Annotated in this window: 13 protein-coding genes; 7 read left to right on the forward strand and 6 right to left on the reverse strand. The window is 51.8% G+C overall.

The window, feature by feature from the left end; all coding sequences use genetic code 11:
* Positions 1 to 199: 199 nt before the first annotated feature.
* Together zntB and AC2TE5_RS12460 are read right to left on the reverse strand one after the other, a co-directional pair.
* The gene (gene zntB / locus AC2TE5_RS12455) at positions 200 to 1,183 is read right to left on the reverse strand and encodes a zinc transporter ZntB (protein ID WP_213327706.1); all 984 of its coding nucleotides are present in this window, start codon (positions 1,181 to 1,183) and stop codon (positions 200 to 202) included.
* 243 nt (positions 1,184 to 1,426) lie between these two features.
* Positions 1,427 to 2,569: a methyl-accepting chemotaxis protein gene (locus AC2TE5_RS12460; RefSeq protein ID WP_213327707.1), complete on the reverse strand. Its 1,143-nt coding sequence runs from the start codon at positions 2,567 to 2,569 to the stop codon at positions 1,427 to 1,429.
* 457 nt (positions 2,570 to 3,026) lie between these two features.
* Here AC2TE5_RS12460 and AC2TE5_RS12465 point away from each other — a divergent pair, with 457 nt between their 5' ends.
* The 4 genes from AC2TE5_RS12465 (at position 3,027) to AC2TE5_RS12480 (ending at position 7,477) form a co-directional block, all read left to right on the forward strand.
* Complete coding sequence (locus AC2TE5_RS12465; RefSeq protein ID WP_484611734.1) at positions 3,027 to 5,153, forward strand: putative bifunctional diguanylate cyclase/phosphodiesterase; 2,127 nt, start codon at positions 3,027 to 3,029, stop codon at positions 5,151 to 5,153.
* Positions 5,154 to 5,245: 92 nt separating this feature from the next.
* Positions 5,246 to 6,478 (forward strand): sensor domain-containing diguanylate cyclase, encoded by a 1,233-nt coding sequence (locus AC2TE5_RS12470; RefSeq protein ID WP_484611735.1) that lies wholly within the window; start codon positions 5,246 to 5,248, stop codon positions 6,476 to 6,478.
* Between the two features lie 74 nt (positions 6,479 to 6,552).
* Positions 6,553 to 6,693: an Ecr family regulatory small membrane protein gene (locus AC2TE5_RS12475; protein ID WP_484613340.1), complete on the forward strand. Its 141-nt coding sequence runs from the start codon at positions 6,553 to 6,555 to the stop codon at positions 6,691 to 6,693.
* A 217-nt stretch (positions 6,694 to 6,910) separates the two neighbouring features.
* Entirely contained in the window at positions 6,911 to 7,477 is a 567-nt protein-coding gene (locus AC2TE5_RS12480) for a DJ-1/PfpI family protein (protein ID WP_213328013.1), read from the forward strand.
* A 132-nt stretch (positions 7,478 to 7,609) separates the two neighbouring features.
* On the opposite strand, the gene AC2TE5_RS12485 is transcribed toward AC2TE5_RS12480, so the two are convergent.
* From AC2TE5_RS12485 to AC2TE5_RS12495, 3 genes are all read right to left on the reverse strand, one after another.
* Complete coding sequence (locus AC2TE5_RS12485; protein WP_213327710.1) at positions 7,610 to 7,948, reverse strand: STAS domain-containing protein; 339 nt, start codon at positions 7,946 to 7,948, stop codon at positions 7,610 to 7,612.
* A gap of 81 nt (positions 7,949 to 8,029) precedes the next feature.
* The gene (locus AC2TE5_RS12490; protein ID WP_484611736.1) at positions 8,030 to 10,447 is read right to left on the reverse strand and encodes a glycogen/starch/alpha-glucan phosphorylase; all 2,418 of its coding nucleotides are present in this window, start codon (positions 10,445 to 10,447) and stop codon (positions 8,030 to 8,032) included.
* A gap of 216 nt (positions 10,448 to 10,663) precedes the next feature.
* A complete protein-coding gene (locus AC2TE5_RS12495) occupies positions 10,664 to 12,280 on the reverse strand; it encodes an ABC transporter substrate-binding protein (protein ID WP_213820878.1) in 1,617 nt (538 codons plus the stop codon).
* 185 nt (positions 12,281 to 12,465) lie between these two features.
* On the opposite strand from AC2TE5_RS12495, the gene mpaA reads away from it, so the two are divergent.
* On the forward strand, positions 12,466 to 13,179 hold the full coding sequence (gene mpaA, locus AC2TE5_RS12500) for a murein tripeptide amidase MpaA (RefSeq protein ID WP_484611737.1): 714 nt from the start codon (positions 12,466 to 12,468) through the stop codon (positions 13,177 to 13,179).
* Here mpaA and ycjG read toward each other — a convergent pair.
* Positions 13,170 to 14,135 (reverse strand): L-Ala-D/L-Glu epimerase, encoded by a 966-nt coding sequence (gene ycjG, locus AC2TE5_RS12505; protein ID WP_213327714.1) that lies wholly within the window; start codon positions 14,133 to 14,135, stop codon positions 13,170 to 13,172. The genes mpaA and ycjG overlap by 10 nt on opposite strands.
* A 107-nt stretch (positions 14,136 to 14,242) precedes the next feature.
* Between ycjG and tpx the strand changes: the two genes are divergently transcribed.
* Both tpx and AC2TE5_RS12515 read left to right on the forward strand, forming a co-directional pair.
* Complete coding sequence (tpx, locus tag AC2TE5_RS12510; protein ID WP_023335907.1) at positions 14,243 to 14,749, forward strand: thiol peroxidase; 507 nt, start codon at positions 14,243 to 14,245, stop codon at positions 14,747 to 14,749.
* 275 nt (positions 14,750 to 15,024) lie between these two features.
* A complete protein-coding gene (locus AC2TE5_RS12515) occupies positions 15,025 to 16,233 on the forward strand; it encodes an aldose 1-epimerase family protein (RefSeq protein WP_252030136.1) in 1,209 nt (402 codons plus the stop codon).
* Positions 16,234 to 16,268: the final 35 nt, after the last annotated feature.

Consider the following 16,268-nt stretch of genomic DNA (forward strand, 5'->3'; position numbering starts at 1 on the left):
TGAAGTCGGCGTCGTACGAATCAATTGTGCTATGCAGTAATTCAAAAAAGGAAGTAAGACAATATGGAGCGCAACGCCCATCGCTTGACGTTGCATTCACCTGCGGGAGTAATATTGCACCTTACGGGGTAGATGTTTATTGACTTCGCTCAATTAAAAGAGCGTTTTGATCCCGGTAAAAGAACAAAAAAGCGTAAATTTACAGCCATTTACTACGATGCAACCACCATGCAACACCACCAATCAAAACAACTAACATGACGCAAAACGCGGTAAAGCCATAGCGATAGGCATTGCCCGGGATACCGCCCAGGTTCACGCCAAACAGCCCGGTAAGAAATGTGCTGGGTAAAAAGACCATCGCCATCAGGGACATCGTATAGGTTCTTCTCGCCAGCGACTCTTGCATCACCTGCGCGATTTCGTCCGCCATCACCGCCGTTCTGGCAATACAGGAATCAATCTCGTCCAGCCCGCGCCCAAGCCTGTCGGCAATATCCTGCATTCTGCGTCGCTGATCGTCATTCATCCAGGTGAGTCTTTCGCTGGCAAGACGCGCATACACGTCGCGCTGCGGCGTCATATAGCGGCGCATCACAATCAACTGCTTACGCAACAGGGCCAGAAAACCGCGCGGCGGGATCTGCTGATCGAGCAGGTTATCTTCCAGGTCGATGATTTTGTCGTGAAGCTCTTCAATAAACTCGCTCGCATGATCGGTAAGAGCGTCACAGACGTCCACCAGCCAGCTGCCGCAGTCGACCGGCCCGGTGCCCTCTTTCAGATCGTTGACGATGTCATCCAGCGCGAGGACTTTACGCTGCCGGGTGGAGACAATCAGCCCATCGTCCATGTAGACACGCATCGCAACCAGCTGGTCCGGACGCTCATCCGTGCTGCCGTTAATACAGCGCAGGGTGATCAGCGTACCGTCACCCATTCTGCTCACGCGGGGCCGCAGGCTTTCACCCGCCAGCGCATCGCGCACGTTGTTAGGCAGGAGCGGAGTCGAGGCCAGCCAGTCCGCGCTGTCCGTATGGGTGTAGTTCAGATGTAGCCAGCAGGGATGCGCACTGTCGATCACATCATTATCTTCCAGCGGTCGCGCACCGCCGCGACCGTCCAGCACCCATGCAAAAACTGCGTCCGGAACGTTAAGTTCAGATCCTTTAATGCTTTCCACCGCGCCTCCACCTTTTTAGCTCTTTCGGTGTCAGTCTAGCTTTCATCAGGGGTTAAGCAACAACTATGTATCCCATCGCGCTGATATCGTTCAGGAAATGTACATGCCGTGCGTTTCGCCCGCCGGCGCTACGCTTGCGCGGGCCTACTGTGAAGGGGGTAATGTATTGATATTGTTGCAGAGTGTAGGCCGGGTAAGCGCAGCGCCACCCGGCAAGAAAAGCGGTGACATGATTGCGGGTTTTCAGAGCGAGTGCTCTGGCCGCTGAAGGAAGGATGGCGAGCCGGTAGATGATAAGGAAGAGGAACCCGGGTCGAGTCTGAAATTGCGCGTTCGGGCCTGTAGCTCAATCACCTGATTGCGCAGTACGTCAGAGGAGCCGTTGAGTTCTTCTGCCATTGCCACGTTACTTTGCGTGACCCGCTCCAGCTCCGATAGCGCCAGCGTAATCTGAGAGATTCCTTTCTCCTGCTCTGACGTCGATGCGGAAATGTCGTCCATTAACCGGCTGACATTCCCCGAGCCGGTCACGATTTCATGCATATTTTTCTCTGCCTGTGACACAACGCTGGCCCCCTGGGTGACGTTATTGCTGGTGACGTCAATCAGCGTTTTGATATTCTTTGCGGCCTCTGCGCTGCGGTGCGCCAGGTGTCTTACCTCTTCCGCGACGACAGAAAACCCCTTTCCGTGATCGCCCGCCCTTGCCGCCTCAACGGCCGCGTTAAGCGCCAGAATATTCGTCTGGAACGCAATGCCGTCAATGAGCGAAATAATCTCCGTCATCTGCTGTGCGCATTCGGTAATAGACTGCATATTGCTGGCGACCTGCCCCATCAGCTCGCCGCCCTTGCGCGCCTGTAACGTCGCCACCGTGGCCTGCTCGCTCGCCAGGCGGGTGTTATCGGCATTGTTCCTGGTGCTCGCGGCCATTTGCTCCATGCTGGCTGCGGTTTGCACTAAAGACGCAGACTGCTGCTCGGTTTTCACCGAAAGCTGAGCGCTCCGTGTCGAGAGCTGATCCGATAAGGTCATGGCGGTTTGCGATGACGCCCTGATCTCGCGCACCAGCGTTGCAATGTTGCCGGAAAGGCTATTGATCCCCGGGATGAGTCGGCCCGCACAGTTGTTGCCAAACTCAGGGATAGAGACGCCAAGGTTACCTGCTGTCACCTCTTCAATACTTTTCTTCACCGTATTGATCGGCGTCACAAGATACTTCGTCATATAGACCCAGAGCAAAAATAGCGCAACGAAGTTGATGACATTAAGCGAAATAAAGAGAGAAGCATTGCTGGAAAATAGAACAACGACACCTGCATTCACAAAAAAAAGAGATAAAAGGAACCCAATAATAAAGGTCCTGACACTAATATCTTTTAGCATGATAATACCCACATTTTATATTTTGGTCGGCATTAAGACTTATAGCATTGGCTCAGAAGTTTTTCATCGCAAACGACGCTTGTTTTTGGTTTCGCCGTTAGCATCCTGAGATTTGTCTTAAGTCAGATAAAAAGAGCGTATTAGTGAAAATGTTCTGCGCAGGATGCTGTGATACTGGTCTCCAGCCATCTTAAGCGATAGTATCGCCCGCGGTGAGACGATACGATCGCCCTCATATTTAAGGAGCTTTGCTACTGTTATTCGTTTTTGTTTAGCAATGCTTAATACATTAACAAATAGAATATATTTTATATTCTTAATAAGTTTTAGAGTTTTAATATGACTGGTCATAGTTCACGATAAATAACTAATATGGTTTGAATGCGCATGTTCGTTGCCCAATAAAGATGTACCCGGCAGGCGAAATCGGTGACCCTCTCAGGCGTGGGATTGCATAATGCTCAATATATCGTGGGACCCTGTGTTAATCGCTATCTCTTATCTGGTGGCGTTTATCGCCTCCTTTGTGGCGCTGGACAGCGCCGGAAAGATCCCCCTTTCCAGCCGCAAGGCTGCCCTGTTCTGGCGCATTGCCGGTGGGGTTACGCTAGGCATTGGCATTTGGTCAATGCACTTTATCGGCATGCTGTCGATGCAAATGCCCATGATGATGAGCTACGACCTCTGGTTAACCCTTGCGTCACTGGGCGTCGCGGTGGTTGCTTCAGCCACGGCCCTTAATATTGCCGTCACGGGCAAAAAACGTTCTCCCTTACGACTGATCCTCGCCACGGCAATCCTGAGCGCTGGCGTGGTGTCTATGCACTATATCGGTATGGCGGCCCTGATGCTGGACAGCATCATCTGGGATCGCCGCATTGTGGCGGTATCCGTGGTTATTGCCGTTGTTGCCTCCGGCACCGCGCTGTGGCTGGCTTTCCGTCTGCGGGATAAACAAAAAGGCGTCTTTATCGATCGCCTTCTCGCGGCTTTCGTTATGGGCGCCGCGATTTGCGCGATGCACTATACCGGCATGAGCGCCGCGCAGTTTCAGGAAATGGCGCACACCCTCCCCGGTGGGATTGGCGAGCTGGGGTTATCCATCTGGGTTTCAGTCACCACGCTCTGCCTGCTCGGCGTGATGTTGCTCATTTCACTTATCGATTCTCACCGGCGCACCAGCCGGCTGACGGATAATCTGCAGCAGCTCAACCGCCAGCTTGAGCTACAGGCGCGTTTTGACGCGCTCACCGGGCTCGCAAACCGCCACCAGATGGATCTCCGCATGCAGGATTGTCTGCGCAGCGCGCTGCTGAGCAAGAAGCCATTTGCCGTTATTTTCCTGAACGTCGATCACTTCAAGCGCGTTAACGACACGTGGGGTCACAGCGTCGGTGATGAGCTATTGATCACCGTCGCGCAGCGCATCACGGCCCGACTCACGCGTGAGATGACCCTGGCAAGGCTGGGAGGAGACGCCTTTATCCTGCTGGTGCCTGAATGTGATGACGACAAGCTCAACGCCCTGCTCACCTCGTTGCTCGGGGATGTACGACGCCCCCTGTCTATCTGCGGACATACGTTAAGCACGACGATTAGCGCGGGCGTCAGCCTCTATCCTCAGGATGGCGAAACGCTGCACGAGCTGAAGCTCAAGGCGGATGCAGCCTTACATCATGTCAAAGAAGATGGCCGCAACGGCTGGGCGATTTACCGGGCCGAGATGTCAACGGCGATCCCGGCGAAACCCGGTTTCCTGCAGGAGCTCTCTCAGGCGCTTGAACGCGATCAGTTTGAACTGTGGTACCAGCCAACCTGGCATGCGGGAGAGAAAACCATTCACGGTTTTGAAGCCCTTCTGCGCTGGCGACATCCTGAGCAAGGCGTTGTACTGCCTAATCTTTTTATCCCCTCGCTGGAACAAACAGGCTTAATTATTCCGGTAGGTAACTGGGCCATTGAAGCGGCATGCCGACAGCTTCATTTCTGGACTGAACAAGGGTTCAGCCAGTGGACGTTGTCGCTCAACCTATCCCCCGTCCAGTTCGAACAGCCGGACATTTTCCATATCATTTCGTCGATGCTGGAAAAATATAACCTGTCTCCGTCGCGGCTGATCCTTGAGGTAACGGAGAGCACCGCGCTTAAAAATCTCGACCGCAGCATTGAGTTGCTCAATGCGTTTAATCATGCGGGGATCGTCGTCTCGATTGATGATTTTGGTACGGGCTATTCCAACCTGCTGATGCTGAGCGTGCTGCCGGCTAAAGAACTCAAGATCGACAGAAGCTTTGTGACCTCGATGCTGGAAAATGAAAAAAGCTACAAGCTGGTTGAAACCATCATCAGTATCGCCCGGACCATGGAGATGAATGTGGTGGCAGAAGGGATCGAAACGGAGGAACAGCAGGCGGTCCTCACCCGTCTCGGCTGCGATTACCTGCAGGGATACCTTTTTTCCCGACCCTTGCCTGCCGAACAGGTGCCGTGGCTGCTTCTGCAAATAAACTCCGACAAGCAAATTATACCAATTGGTAAAATTCATTCGGAACATGCATTTGCTTCACAAAAAAACCATGCCTGACGGGATTTTGTAGAGTATGTTTCAAAGGAGTACACGCGAGTCAATTCTGTCATGACTGTCGGCCCCAGCGTGCCGATGAACAGGAAATGCCTATGTCGCAACCTTGTTTTGATGCGTTGAATGTAATTAAAACACCCGTGTGGCTCATTTCACCCGTGTCGGAACAGATCATTTTTGCGAATGTGGCCGCAACGCAGATCATGGGGGATAAAACGATCGATGACCTGCGCAAAGGGATCTACTCTGCCAGTGCGCAAACCCTCCTGTCGATGTATGTTCCTGAGCTGAAAACAGAGCAGGAGATCGTCGAAATCTGGACGCTAAGCCGGGATGGACAGAATACGCCGTTAACCTGTCGTCTCTCGCTTGCCCACTACGCTCCCTGGGGAGATGTGATTGTTTTCGAGGGGATCTCCCCACAAATACTCTCAGGTTTGAAAGCCAGCCGTTCCGCCAACTACCAGCGGAAAAAACAGGGTTTTTATGCGCGCTTTTTTCTGACCAACAGCGCCCCGATGCTGCTAATCGATCCTGCCCGCGATGGTCAAATAGTCGATGCCAATCTGGCCGCGCTCAATTTTTATGGTTATTCACATGATGATATGTGCAGTAAACATACCTGGGAAATCAATACCCTGGGGCGTGATGTGATGCCCATTATGACTGCGATTGCCGCGCTGCCCGGCGGACATAAGCCGCTCAATTTTGTTCACCGCCTTGCCGATGGATCCACCCGCCACGTTCAGACGTATGCCGGGCCCATTGAGATCTACGGTGACAAGCTGATGCTGTGCATCATCCACGACATCACCGAGCAAAAAAGGCTGGAGCAGGAGCTGGAACATGCGGCCTTACGTGACTCCATGACCGGGCTACTCAACCGGCGGCAGTTCTACGCGATTACCGATCAAAGCAACCTGAATAAACTTCCTGCGCAGCAGCAATTTAGCCTGCTGCTGGTGGATACCGACCATTTCAAAAACATTAACGATCTGTTCGGTCATCTGAAAGGCGATGAGGTGCTTATCGCCCTCTCGCGAACGCTGGAAGCCTGCAGTCGAGAGGGCGATCTGGTGTTTCGCTGGGGGGGTGAAGAGTTCGTCATCCTGCTGCCCCATACCTCTCTCGATACCGCGTTGCAGATTGCCGAGTCAGTCCGTGCAGCCGTTGCCCGCATTACGATCCCGGGCTTGCCGCGCTTTACCGTCAGCATTGGCGTGGCGCGGCACGAGCAGGGAGAGAATATTGACGAGCTGTTTAAGCGTGTGGACGATGCGCTATATCGCGCTAAAAATGATGGACGCAATAAAGTCCTTGCTGCATGAAACTGGAGTATCCAGGAAAGCCCCGCTACAATGCCCACCTCGAATCAATTAGCTTCAGGTGGGTTAAAGCTGCAATGGGAAAAACCGAAATAATACTCACCTTAATTATTTTACTCCTTATTATATTGGGCTTCTGGTTTATTTTTAGCGGTGAGATCTGGTATCTCGTCGAATTTCTTGAAAATAGCCTTTACCCGACCTTCGACGCAACGTAACGCACGTTTAATCGCTTGTTTCACCTACCGAATATGTCAGGTATCTGCTTCCCTTACTGCCGCGTAAAATGCGCAGCGTTATCCTCCAACAATGTTGATAACGAATCACTTATTCATTTGCTTATGTTGCCCGTGCTCTGACGGGCTTTTTTATTTCCGGCAATTCAGCCATGCCAGGCTATATCTTAATCATCTTTATTAAAAAAGGTGAGGAATGATGAGCAAGAAGATCCTGATGCTGGTTGGCGATTACGCCGAAGATTACGAAACCATGGTGCCTTTTCAGGCTTTGCAGATGATTGGCCATCAGGTGGATGCGGTCTGCCCCGACAAACCGAAGGGCGACTACATCATGACGGCAATCCATGACTTTGACGGAGCCCAAACCTATAGCGAAAAACCGGGGCACCGGTTTACCCTCAACGCCGATTTTTCCACCGTCAAGGAACAGGATTACGACGCGCTACTCATCCCCGGAGGGAGAGCGCCCGAGTATCTGCGGCTAAATGAGGACGTGTTAAAGCTGGTGCAGGCATTTGACGCCGCGCGTAAGCCGATTGCCGCAGTGTGTCACGGCCCACAGCTGCTTGCTGCCGCGGGTATCCTGAAAGGGCGAACCTGTAGCGCCTATCCGGCCTGTGCGCCTGAGGTACGCCTCGCGGGTGGACACTACGCCACTATCGGCATCGATCAGGCCCATGTAGACGGCAACCTGGTGACGGCTCCCGCCTGGCCCGCGCATCCGCAGTGGCTGGCGAAGTTTAATGCGCTGTTAGAATCATAGATACCGAGCATCAGGCCACTCATAACGGCAGCTAAGCGGGCATGTTTTGCAGAACTGGCGCGAGAATGCGCCAGTTCTCATTTTAATCGTTGGCAAAAAATCCATCATGCTTCACCAAAAAGCGCTGTGATATCAGTCCATCAACATCAGCAATGCATCCTGCCGATTATCCTTGATGGAGAAAATACGATCCATTCTGGTCAACTTAAAGAGGTCATGTATGTTGCTATTGAGCGAACACAGCACCAGTTCACCTTTGCCGTTTAAACTCTTGAGTATCGACACCAGTGCGCCGAGACAACTGCTGTCAATAAAATCTACGTGACTGAAATCCAGCAATACCTTTTTATTGTTCTTTTCAATAACCTCCAGCACCTGCTGCTTGAAGGCCAACTCGACAGAAGTATCCAACCGGCGAACCAGTGGAACAACTATCTGTACGCCTTTTTCACTATATATTTCAAAGTTCATAATCACCCTCGGTATTTGCTGCAGCATGCTAGCTTATTAAATCACCGACATCGCTCCCGAAAGATACCTGGAAAATAACCATCAGCAATTTATTCCCCAGATATCTCTTGCATAGCCCTGAATGGTTCTATCACTCGAAAACTCCGCCATTCGGCTGATATTTAGCAATGCTTTTCGATGCCATTGATGCGGATGTTCATAATCCGTCATCGCCTGATGTTGAGTTTGGCTATAGCTGTCAAAATCCAGCAGATGGCAATAATTATCGGCTGTAGTCAGCATATGGTGTAAAGGTGCGAAAAGTTCTCGATCGGAGGTAAACTCGCCAGAGGTAAGCGTGTCCACAATACGCATCATTCGCGGATTACTTTGGTTATAAAAATGGTTATTTTCACCATTGTAACGTATTTTATTGATATCTTCAGCAATAGCGCCAAAAAGATAGAAGTTTTCCGCCCCTACCGCATCAAGTATTTCAATATTCGCACCATCGTACGTGCCCATTGTTAATGCACCATTCAACGCAAACTTCATGTTACTGGTACCCGATGCCTCAGTACCTGCAGTAGAAATTTGCTCCGAAAGATCTGTAGCCGGAATGATCCTTTCAGCTAACGAAACCTTGTAATCCTCAAGAAAAACGACTTTCAACTGCCCGGCAATACGTGTATCGCTGTTGATTTTATTCGCGACAGTATTAATTAACTGAATAATTAGCTTTGCTATTCGATAGCCCGGAGCCGCTTTCCCTGCGAAGAGATGCACTTTAGGCGCTATGGTTCTCCCATTATCTTTGATATCAATATAGAGTGAAATAACATGCAAAATATTCAGCAACTGACGTTTGTACTCGTGAATGCGTTTTACCTGGCAGTCAAACATGGCCATTGGGTCCAACATAATCCCATAACGCTGTGACACGATCTGGCTCAGCGTGGATTTATTTTTGAATTTAATGCCGCGAATTTGGTCGATAATGCCCGTATCATCTGCGTGTTTCTCCAACTGGCGAAGCAGATGTAAATCCGTTGGCCATCGGGTGCCTAGTTGTTGATTCAGAAATGCGGCGAGATGAGTATTCGCCTGCTGTAGCCATCTGCGCGGCGTGATTCCGTTGGTCTGATTAATGAATTTATCTGGCGTTATGAAGTAAAAATCAGGGACAAGGTGTGTTTTGATAAGCTCGGAATGGAGTAACGCCACCCCATTTACAGAGTGGCTCCCGACGATGGCCAAATTTGCCATCCTGATTCTCTTATCGTTATCCTCCGAAAACAGAGACAAGGAAGCCAACAAATGCGGTTTATCCGGCCAACGGGAGGCGATATCATCAAGAAAACGATGGTTAATCTCAAAAATAATCTGCAGGTGTCGCGGCAACAGTTTTTCAAACAGCGCCACAGGCCAGGTTTCCAGCGCTTCGGGCATCAACGTGTGGTTCGTGTATGCACAGGTTTTCTGTGTAATATCCCAGGCCTGTTGCCAGGGAAGACTATATTCATCTACCAACATCCTCATCAGCTCTACAACAGCCAGCGCGGGATGCGTATCATTAAGCTGGATAGCAACATGCTTCGGCAGTAACGAAATGTCCGTTTCAGTTTCAGCATATTCACGCAAAATATCACGCAAAGTACATGCCACAAGAAAATACTCTTGGGTAAGCCGTAGCTCCTTGCCTGAGAGAATTTCATCAGAAGGATAGAGTATTTTTGAAATATTTTCAGATGCAATTTTTTCACTGACTGCTTTTATATAATCGCCATGATTAAATATATGAATATTGAAGGAATTAGAGGCTACGGCACTGTATAACCGAAGTTTATTTGTGGTACTACCTCTGTAACCAGAAACGAAATAATCATTAGGGATGCCCACGATGGTATTCCATCCCATCCACATTGGATTGTAATTGCCATTGGCATCATCTGCGTGTTCAATAAAACCGCCAATAGGGATCAGCATTGCCTGGCTATGGTGTTCAACCAGCCATGGGGAGTGCCTGGAATGCCAGTCATCCGGATGTTCGACTTGCTGACCATTCTCAAACGTCTGCCTGAATAAACCATATTCGTATTTGATACCATGCCCTGAAGCAGCAATATCTAACGTAGCCATAGAATCGATGAAGCAGGCGGCCAGGCGCCCCAGCCCCCCATTCCCAAGTGCCGCATCGGGTTCTTCATCAAAAATATTATCGAAATCAAATCCGAGTTCATTGACAACCTGACGCATATCATCTAACAAATTCATGTTCATCAGATTATTGCGTAATGACTGCCCGAGTAAAAATTCCATTGAGAGATAATAAACGCGCTTTTTCTTTTCCGCGCGCTGACGGGCCTGACTATCAAGAAAGTGATCTTGCTGAAAATACCGCACCGCCAGCGCAACAGCATTGAATATATCGCCGTTGGTAGCCTTATCTAAGCTAACACATAGGGTATATTTTAATTGTTTTTCGACAAGATCGCGCAAATCTCTGTTGGTGACAGACATGTTGACCTCACTGGAGTTTGCTGCTCGTTTTAAATGCGTAGGACACAGGATATTATTTTTTCAAGTGTAGACGGCGATTTTCAACTCATGCAATTATCAGCAGTGAATATCGTCAGGAAAGTACCGCTTTTTGTTGTGGCGGGAGAGCATCAGAAGGGGCAACTGGCGCTGAACTCCGCGCCAGTTCTGGATTTTAGAGAAGTGGACTCGTAAACATCAGTGCTTCTCAATATACATCGTCCGGCTATACGCCACGTCTTCCGGGTTATTGATGGGATAACCTTTCACCCAGGGCTTAATCAGGCGACCATTGGTGTATTGGTAAATTGGCGCGATGGGCGCTTTCTCCATGAGGATTTTCTCCGCCATGTTGTAGTCCGTATTACGCGCTTTCGCCGTGGTTTCCAGCGTTGCCTGGTTGATAATTTTATCGTAGGCCGGTTCATTGAAACGCGAGATATTGCCGCTGTGGGTTGAGGTCAGCAGGGACAGGAAGGTCGAGGGCTCGTTGTAATCACCTACCCATGACGCGCGGATCACATCAAAATTGCCGGTATTACGGCTGTCGATATAGGTTTTCCACTCCTGGTTTTGCAGTTTGACATCCACACCGAGATTTTTCTTCCACATGGACGCCACCGCAATGGCGATTTTCTGGTGGTTTTCCGAGGTGTTGTACAGCAGGGTCAACTTCAGCGGACGCTGAGGACCGTAGCCTGCGGCCTGAAGCAAGGTTTTCGCCTGCGCATTCAGCTCCTGCTGGGACATCTGCTCGAACGGTGAAGGTTCCGGCGTGAAACCTGCCGTCACGTCAGGCGTGAAATGCCAGGCCGGCTTCTCGCCTGTGCCCAGTACTTTTTCCGCCATAATGCGGCGATCGATAGTCATGCTCAGCGCGAGACGAACCCGGGCATCGGCGGTCGGGCCCTTCTGCGTGTTAAACGCATAGTAATAGGTCCCGAGCTGAGGCGGCGTATACACCTGTCCCGGAATGTCCTTCAGGAGCTTCTGATACATATTTTTCGGGAACGATTCGGTGATATCAATATCCCCCGCCAGATAGCGCTTGGTGGCGGATGATTCCTGATTAATTGGAATAAAAGTCACTTTTTTCAGGACCGTTTTCGCATTGTCCCAGTAGTGGGTATTCGGAACGACAACCAGTTTTTCATTCACCACGCGGTCGTTCAGGACGTATGCGCCATTGCCCACCAGGGCGCCCGGACGCGTCCACTCTTTGCCGCTTTCAACGTTCGCTTTTTGCACCGGATAGAAGGCAAAGTTTGCCGTCAGGTTGCTAAACCACGGTAGCGGTTTGTCCAGCTGGACGCGTAATGTCCTGGCATCCACCGCCGTCACGCCCAGGGTGTCAGGCGCCGCTTTACCATCGATAATGGCCTGAGCGTTGTTGATACCCGCCAGCGCTGCAAACCAGGCAAACGGAGACGTGGTTTTCGGGTCAACCAGACGCTGCCAGCTGTAGACGAAATCCTGCGCGGTGACGGGCGTACCGTCAGACCATTTCGCGTTGTTACGCAGGGTGAAGGTCCAGATACGGTTATCGTTGCTCTGCCAGCGCGTCGCCACGCCCGGGGTCAGTTCCCCTTTCTCGTTCTGATTTACCAGCCCTTCGAAAAGATCGCGAATCACCTGAATCTCGGGTAATCCCACCGCTTTTGCCGGATCGAGCGAAGCCGGTTCGTCTTTAATATGCCTGACCAGCTCCTGTTTTTGCGCCAGTACCGTGCCCTGTGGCACATCAGCAGCGTACGAGAGTGTAGAGAGTCCGCACAGGTAAAGTGCAGCACAGAGACGCGAAACAGGATGCTTCATAAGATCCCCTTTAATGAATTCAGGTAACAAGCAGATGCGTAATTATTTGTTTCGAAACAGAGAAATGCAAATACCTTCGTCCGGAATAGTGATTTGAGGCAATTCTCAGCCTTCACGGAAACTATTTGATTAACAGCGAGTTTTGCACAACACTGCCAGTAGAGACTTCTTTATCAGGATTTCGTATGGCAATCACCCGACCACGAGCGGAGCGCGGCGCCTTTCCGCCGGGCGCTGAGCAATATGGCCGCTCATTTTTAGGCGCATCGCTAATCTGGTTCCCGGCGCCCGATGCCGATCGCAGCAGCGGTTTGGTCATTGCCGGCACGCACGGAGATGAGAACTCGTCCATCGTCACGCTTTCGTGCGCGCTGCGGACGCTGACGCCTTCACTGCGACGCCATCATGTGATTCTTGCCGTGAATCCGGATGGCTGTCAGCTTGGACTACGGGCGAATGCGAGGGGGGTCGACCTGAACCGTAATTTCCCGGCGGCAAACTGGCGCGCAGGAGAAACGGTTTATCGCTGGAACAGCTCCGCCGAGGAGCGGGACGTGGTGCTGCTGACGGGCGACAAGCCCGGTTCCGAGCCTGAAACGCAGGCGCTGTGCCAGCTTATCCATAAGATCCACCCCGCATGGGTTGTCTCCTTCCACGATCCGCTGGCCTGTATTGAAGATCCGCGTCACTCCGAACTGGGCGCGTGGCTGGCGCAGGCTTTCGCCCTGCCGCTCGTCACCAGCGTGGGTTATGAAACCCCCGGGTCCTTTGGAAGCTGGTGCGCCGATTTAAGCCTGCCCTGCATCACCGCTGAATTCCCGCCGATATCCTCCGACGAAGCCAGCGAAATTTACCTGAAAGCGATGATGGAGCTTCTTCGCTGGCAGCCTCAGAGATGAAGCACGCCGCTGGTAAAATTAAGCGCAGGTGAAACGTCAACCGCCAGCCACGTCGGGCCGTCCAGATCGGCAAAACGGACCTGATTGACCAGCGGCAGCGCCGCGCCGATCGCCCGGGATGTGCAGAGCATGCATCCCAGCATCAGGGAAAAGCCCTGCGCCTGCGCTTCCGCCGCCAGGGCCAGCGCTTCTGTCAGCCCGCCGGTCTTGTCGAGCTTGATATTGACCATCTCATAGCTGCCCTTAAGCGCGCTCAAATTCTCGCGGGTATGGCAACTCTCGTCCGCGCAGACGGGCAGCGGATGGATAAAATTCTTCAGCGCCGCATCATCCTTCGCTGGCAGAGGCTGCTCCAGCATCGCCACGCCCAGGTCGGCCAGCAGCTGGCATCGTGCGGCAAGCCCCTCGGGATGCCACGACTCGTTGGCGTCAACAATCAGCGTGGCCGAGGGCACCGCCGAGCGAATGGCGACCATCCGCTCGCTGATCAGGCGATCGTCGAGCTTCACCTTTAACAGCGTGGCCCCGGCGTCATAGAGCGCTTTTGCGCTGGCGGCCATCTGCTCCGGCTCACCAATCACGACCGTTTGCGCCGTCACGACGGACTCCGGCAGCGCCACGCCCAGCAGAGTCGTCAGCGATTGTTGCTGCTTAGCGGCCTCAAGGCTCCAGAGCGCACAGTCGACGGCGTTACGCGCTGCCCCGGCGGGTAAACGCTGCTGTATCGCCTCGCGCGTGAGCCCTTTTTGCAGGTCAGGCACCAGGGTCATGATATGCGCCATCACCGACGATGGACTTTCTCCGTAGCGCGGGTAAGGCGTACATTCCCCGACGCCTTTCACCCCCTCTTCTTCGATTTCAACCACGACCACGCTGGCTTCACTTCGGCTGCCGCGGGAGATCACAAACGGGGTATGCAATGGCCAGGCTTCTTCATAGACCTTAACGCTTCTCATCACTGACTCCTTGCGGCCCGGAAAGGCGAAAAATTTGGTTTGCCGTGTTATCCGCTGATGGCATACACTAGCCACGACGTTAACTATATGTAAACAGGAAGATATCTATGTCACAACTCGTTCATTTCCAGGGCAACCCGGTTGCTGTTGCAGGTTCCATTCCGCAGGCTGGCAGCAAAGCGCAGGCTTTTACTCTGGTGGCTAAAGATCTGTCTGACGTCACACTGGCTCAGTTTGCGGGTAAACGCAAAGTGCTGAACATTTTCCCAAGCATTGATACCGGCGTTTGTGCCGCATCCGTGCGTAAATTCAACCAGCTGGCGACTGAAATGGACAACACCGTTGTGCTGTGCATTTCCGCTGACCTGCCGTTTGCCCAGTCCCGTTTCTGCGGTGCCGAAGGCCTGAGCAACGTGATTACCCTCTCCACCCTGCGCAGCGCAGATTTCCTCGAGAAATACGGCGTCAGCATCGCGGAAGGTCCACTGAAAGGTCTGGCAGCACGTGCTGTACTGGTTCTTGATGAAAACGACACCGTCGTCTTCAGCGAACTGGTTAACGAAATCACCACCGAGCCGGACTACACTGCCGCGCTGGACGTGCTGAAAGCATAATAAGTACTTAGCATTCTATACAACTTATTCTCAACCTCGCCGCGGCGGGGTTTTTTATTGCGTCAAAGCTGAATCGTTAAAGCACAAATACGCGCAAGTCACATTAATCATGCAATAACTTAGACAATATGTAACATGAGCGTGATCAATAACGCATAATAATCGTTAAAACTCCCTATTTTCATCCCCAGTGAAGCACATCACATTTCCCTTTTTGTCTAAACATTAGATTTGCTTACGAAAGAAAATAATCGTTTCAGCAAAAAGGATAATATATGAAGATTAAATTCGCTTTTACGCTCCTTGCGGTACTGATTTCTGGCCATGCAGCGGCCAAGACCTGGGTGCTGACTAGCGCTGAAAGCAGCGTAGAGAAAGGAAACTGGAAGATTTCCAGCGATGAGCTGAAAGTTAAAGACCAAACGTTCAGCATTGAGCAAAAAGTCTTGCACGGCGGTAAACAGGAAGGCAGCAAAGTCATCATTATTAGCAGCAAAGATGGCCTGACCATTACCCTGAGCCCAACCCGTGGGATGAACCTTCTGCATGTAGAGGGCTTTGGCACCCGACTCGGTTGGAATTCACCCGTTAAAGAGGTCGTTAATCCGGCATATATCAATCTTGAAAGCCGCAACGGCCTTGGCTGGCTGGATGGTTTCAACGAGATGATGGTGCGCTGTGGCTATGAGTGGACCGGGCACCCGGTCACCGCGGACGGGCAAATTTACACCCTCCACGGCAGGGCCGGTAATACCCCCGTTTCGCAGGTCGAGGTTGAAATTGCGGATGCCGCCCCGCATGAGATCCGCGTTCGCGGTTTGATCAAAGAGAGCACGTTTAAAAAAGCGGATCTGCAAACCATGACCGAACTGCGCTACGTTCCCGGAACCAACCAGTTCAGCCTGCATGATGTTCTGACAAACCATGCTGATTACCCTCATGATTACCAAATCATCTATCACAGCAACTTCGGCACGCCGATCCTCGAAGAAGGCGCCCGTTTCCTTGCGCCAGCGGTGAGCGTGAGCCCATTCAATGACTACGCTAAAGCGGGCGTTAACGACTGGCAAACCTATGCCGGGCCGACAAAAGGCTTTGATGAGATGGTCTTTAACATTAAACCGCTCGCGGACAATAACCACGAAACGCTCGCGGCGGTGGTCAATAAAGCCGGAGATAAAGGCGCGTCAATCCAGTTTGATACCCGCCAGCTGCCCGTGCTGACCTTATGGAAGAACACCGACACGCTGAAGCAGGGCTACGTCACGGGCATTGAGCCAGGTACCAGCTACGCCTACCCCGTTACGATTGAACGCGAGCAGAAGCGGGTTAAGCAGCTGCAGCCCGGTGCCAGCGCGCAGTTTGATCTGACCTATACCCTGCTGCACAGCCCGCAGCAGGTGAAAGACGTCGAAAGCAGGATTGCGTCGATTCAGGGAGAGACAAAAACAGAAATCGTTAACACGCCGATGGCGAAGGAATAAACGTAACGTAAAAAGCCTCTTTGCAGAGGCTTTTT

This window comes from Enterobacter sp. N5-15 (assembly GCF_057221635.1).

What these genes read in the sequence shown, in the direction of transcription:
- AC2TE5_RS12490 (WP_484611736.1), bottom strand. Translation starts at nt 10,447, where the DNA reads ATGTCTGTCACCAACAGAGATTTGCGCGATCTTGTCGAAAAACAATTA.
- ycjG (WP_213327714.1), bottom strand. Translation starts at nt 14,135, where the DNA reads ATGAGAAGCGTTAAGGTCTATGAAGAAGCCTGGCCATTGCATACCCCG.
- AC2TE5_RS12515 (WP_252030136.1), top strand. Translation starts at nt 15,025, where the DNA reads ATGAAGATTAAATTCGCTTTTACGCTCCTTGCGGTACTGATTTCTGGC.
- AC2TE5_RS12465 (WP_484611734.1), top strand. Translation starts at nt 3,027, where the DNA reads ATGCTCAATATATCGTGGGACCCTGTGTTAATCGCTATCTCTTATCTG.
- AC2TE5_RS12470 (WP_484611735.1), top strand. Translation starts at nt 5,246, where the DNA reads ATGTCGCAACCTTGTTTTGATGCGTTGAATGTAATTAAAACACCCGTG.
- tpx (WP_023335907.1), top strand. Translation starts at nt 14,243, where the DNA reads ATGTCACAACTCGTTCATTTCCAGGGCAACCCGGTTGCTGTTGCAGGT.
- AC2TE5_RS12485 (WP_213327710.1), bottom strand. Translation starts at nt 7,948, where the DNA reads ATGAACTTTGAAATATATAGTGAAAAAGGCGTACAGATAGTTGTTCCA.
- AC2TE5_RS12460 (WP_213327707.1), bottom strand. Translation starts at nt 2,569, where the DNA reads ATGCTAAAAGATATTAGTGTCAGGACCTTTATTATTGGGTTCCTTTTA.
- mpaA (WP_484611737.1), top strand. Translation starts at nt 12,466, where the DNA reads ATGGCAATCACCCGACCACGAGCGGAGCGCGGCGCCTTTCCGCCGGGC.
- AC2TE5_RS12480 (WP_213328013.1), top strand. Translation starts at nt 6,911, where the DNA reads ATGAGCAAGAAGATCCTGATGCTGGTTGGCGATTACGCCGAAGATTAC.
- AC2TE5_RS12475 (WP_484613340.1), top strand. Translation starts at nt 6,553, where the DNA reads ATGGGAAAAACCGAAATAATACTCACCTTAATTATTTTACTCCTTATT.
- AC2TE5_RS12495 (WP_213820878.1), bottom strand. Translation starts at nt 12,280, where the DNA reads ATGAAGCATCCTGTTTCGCGTCTCTGTGCTGCACTTTACCTGTGCGGA.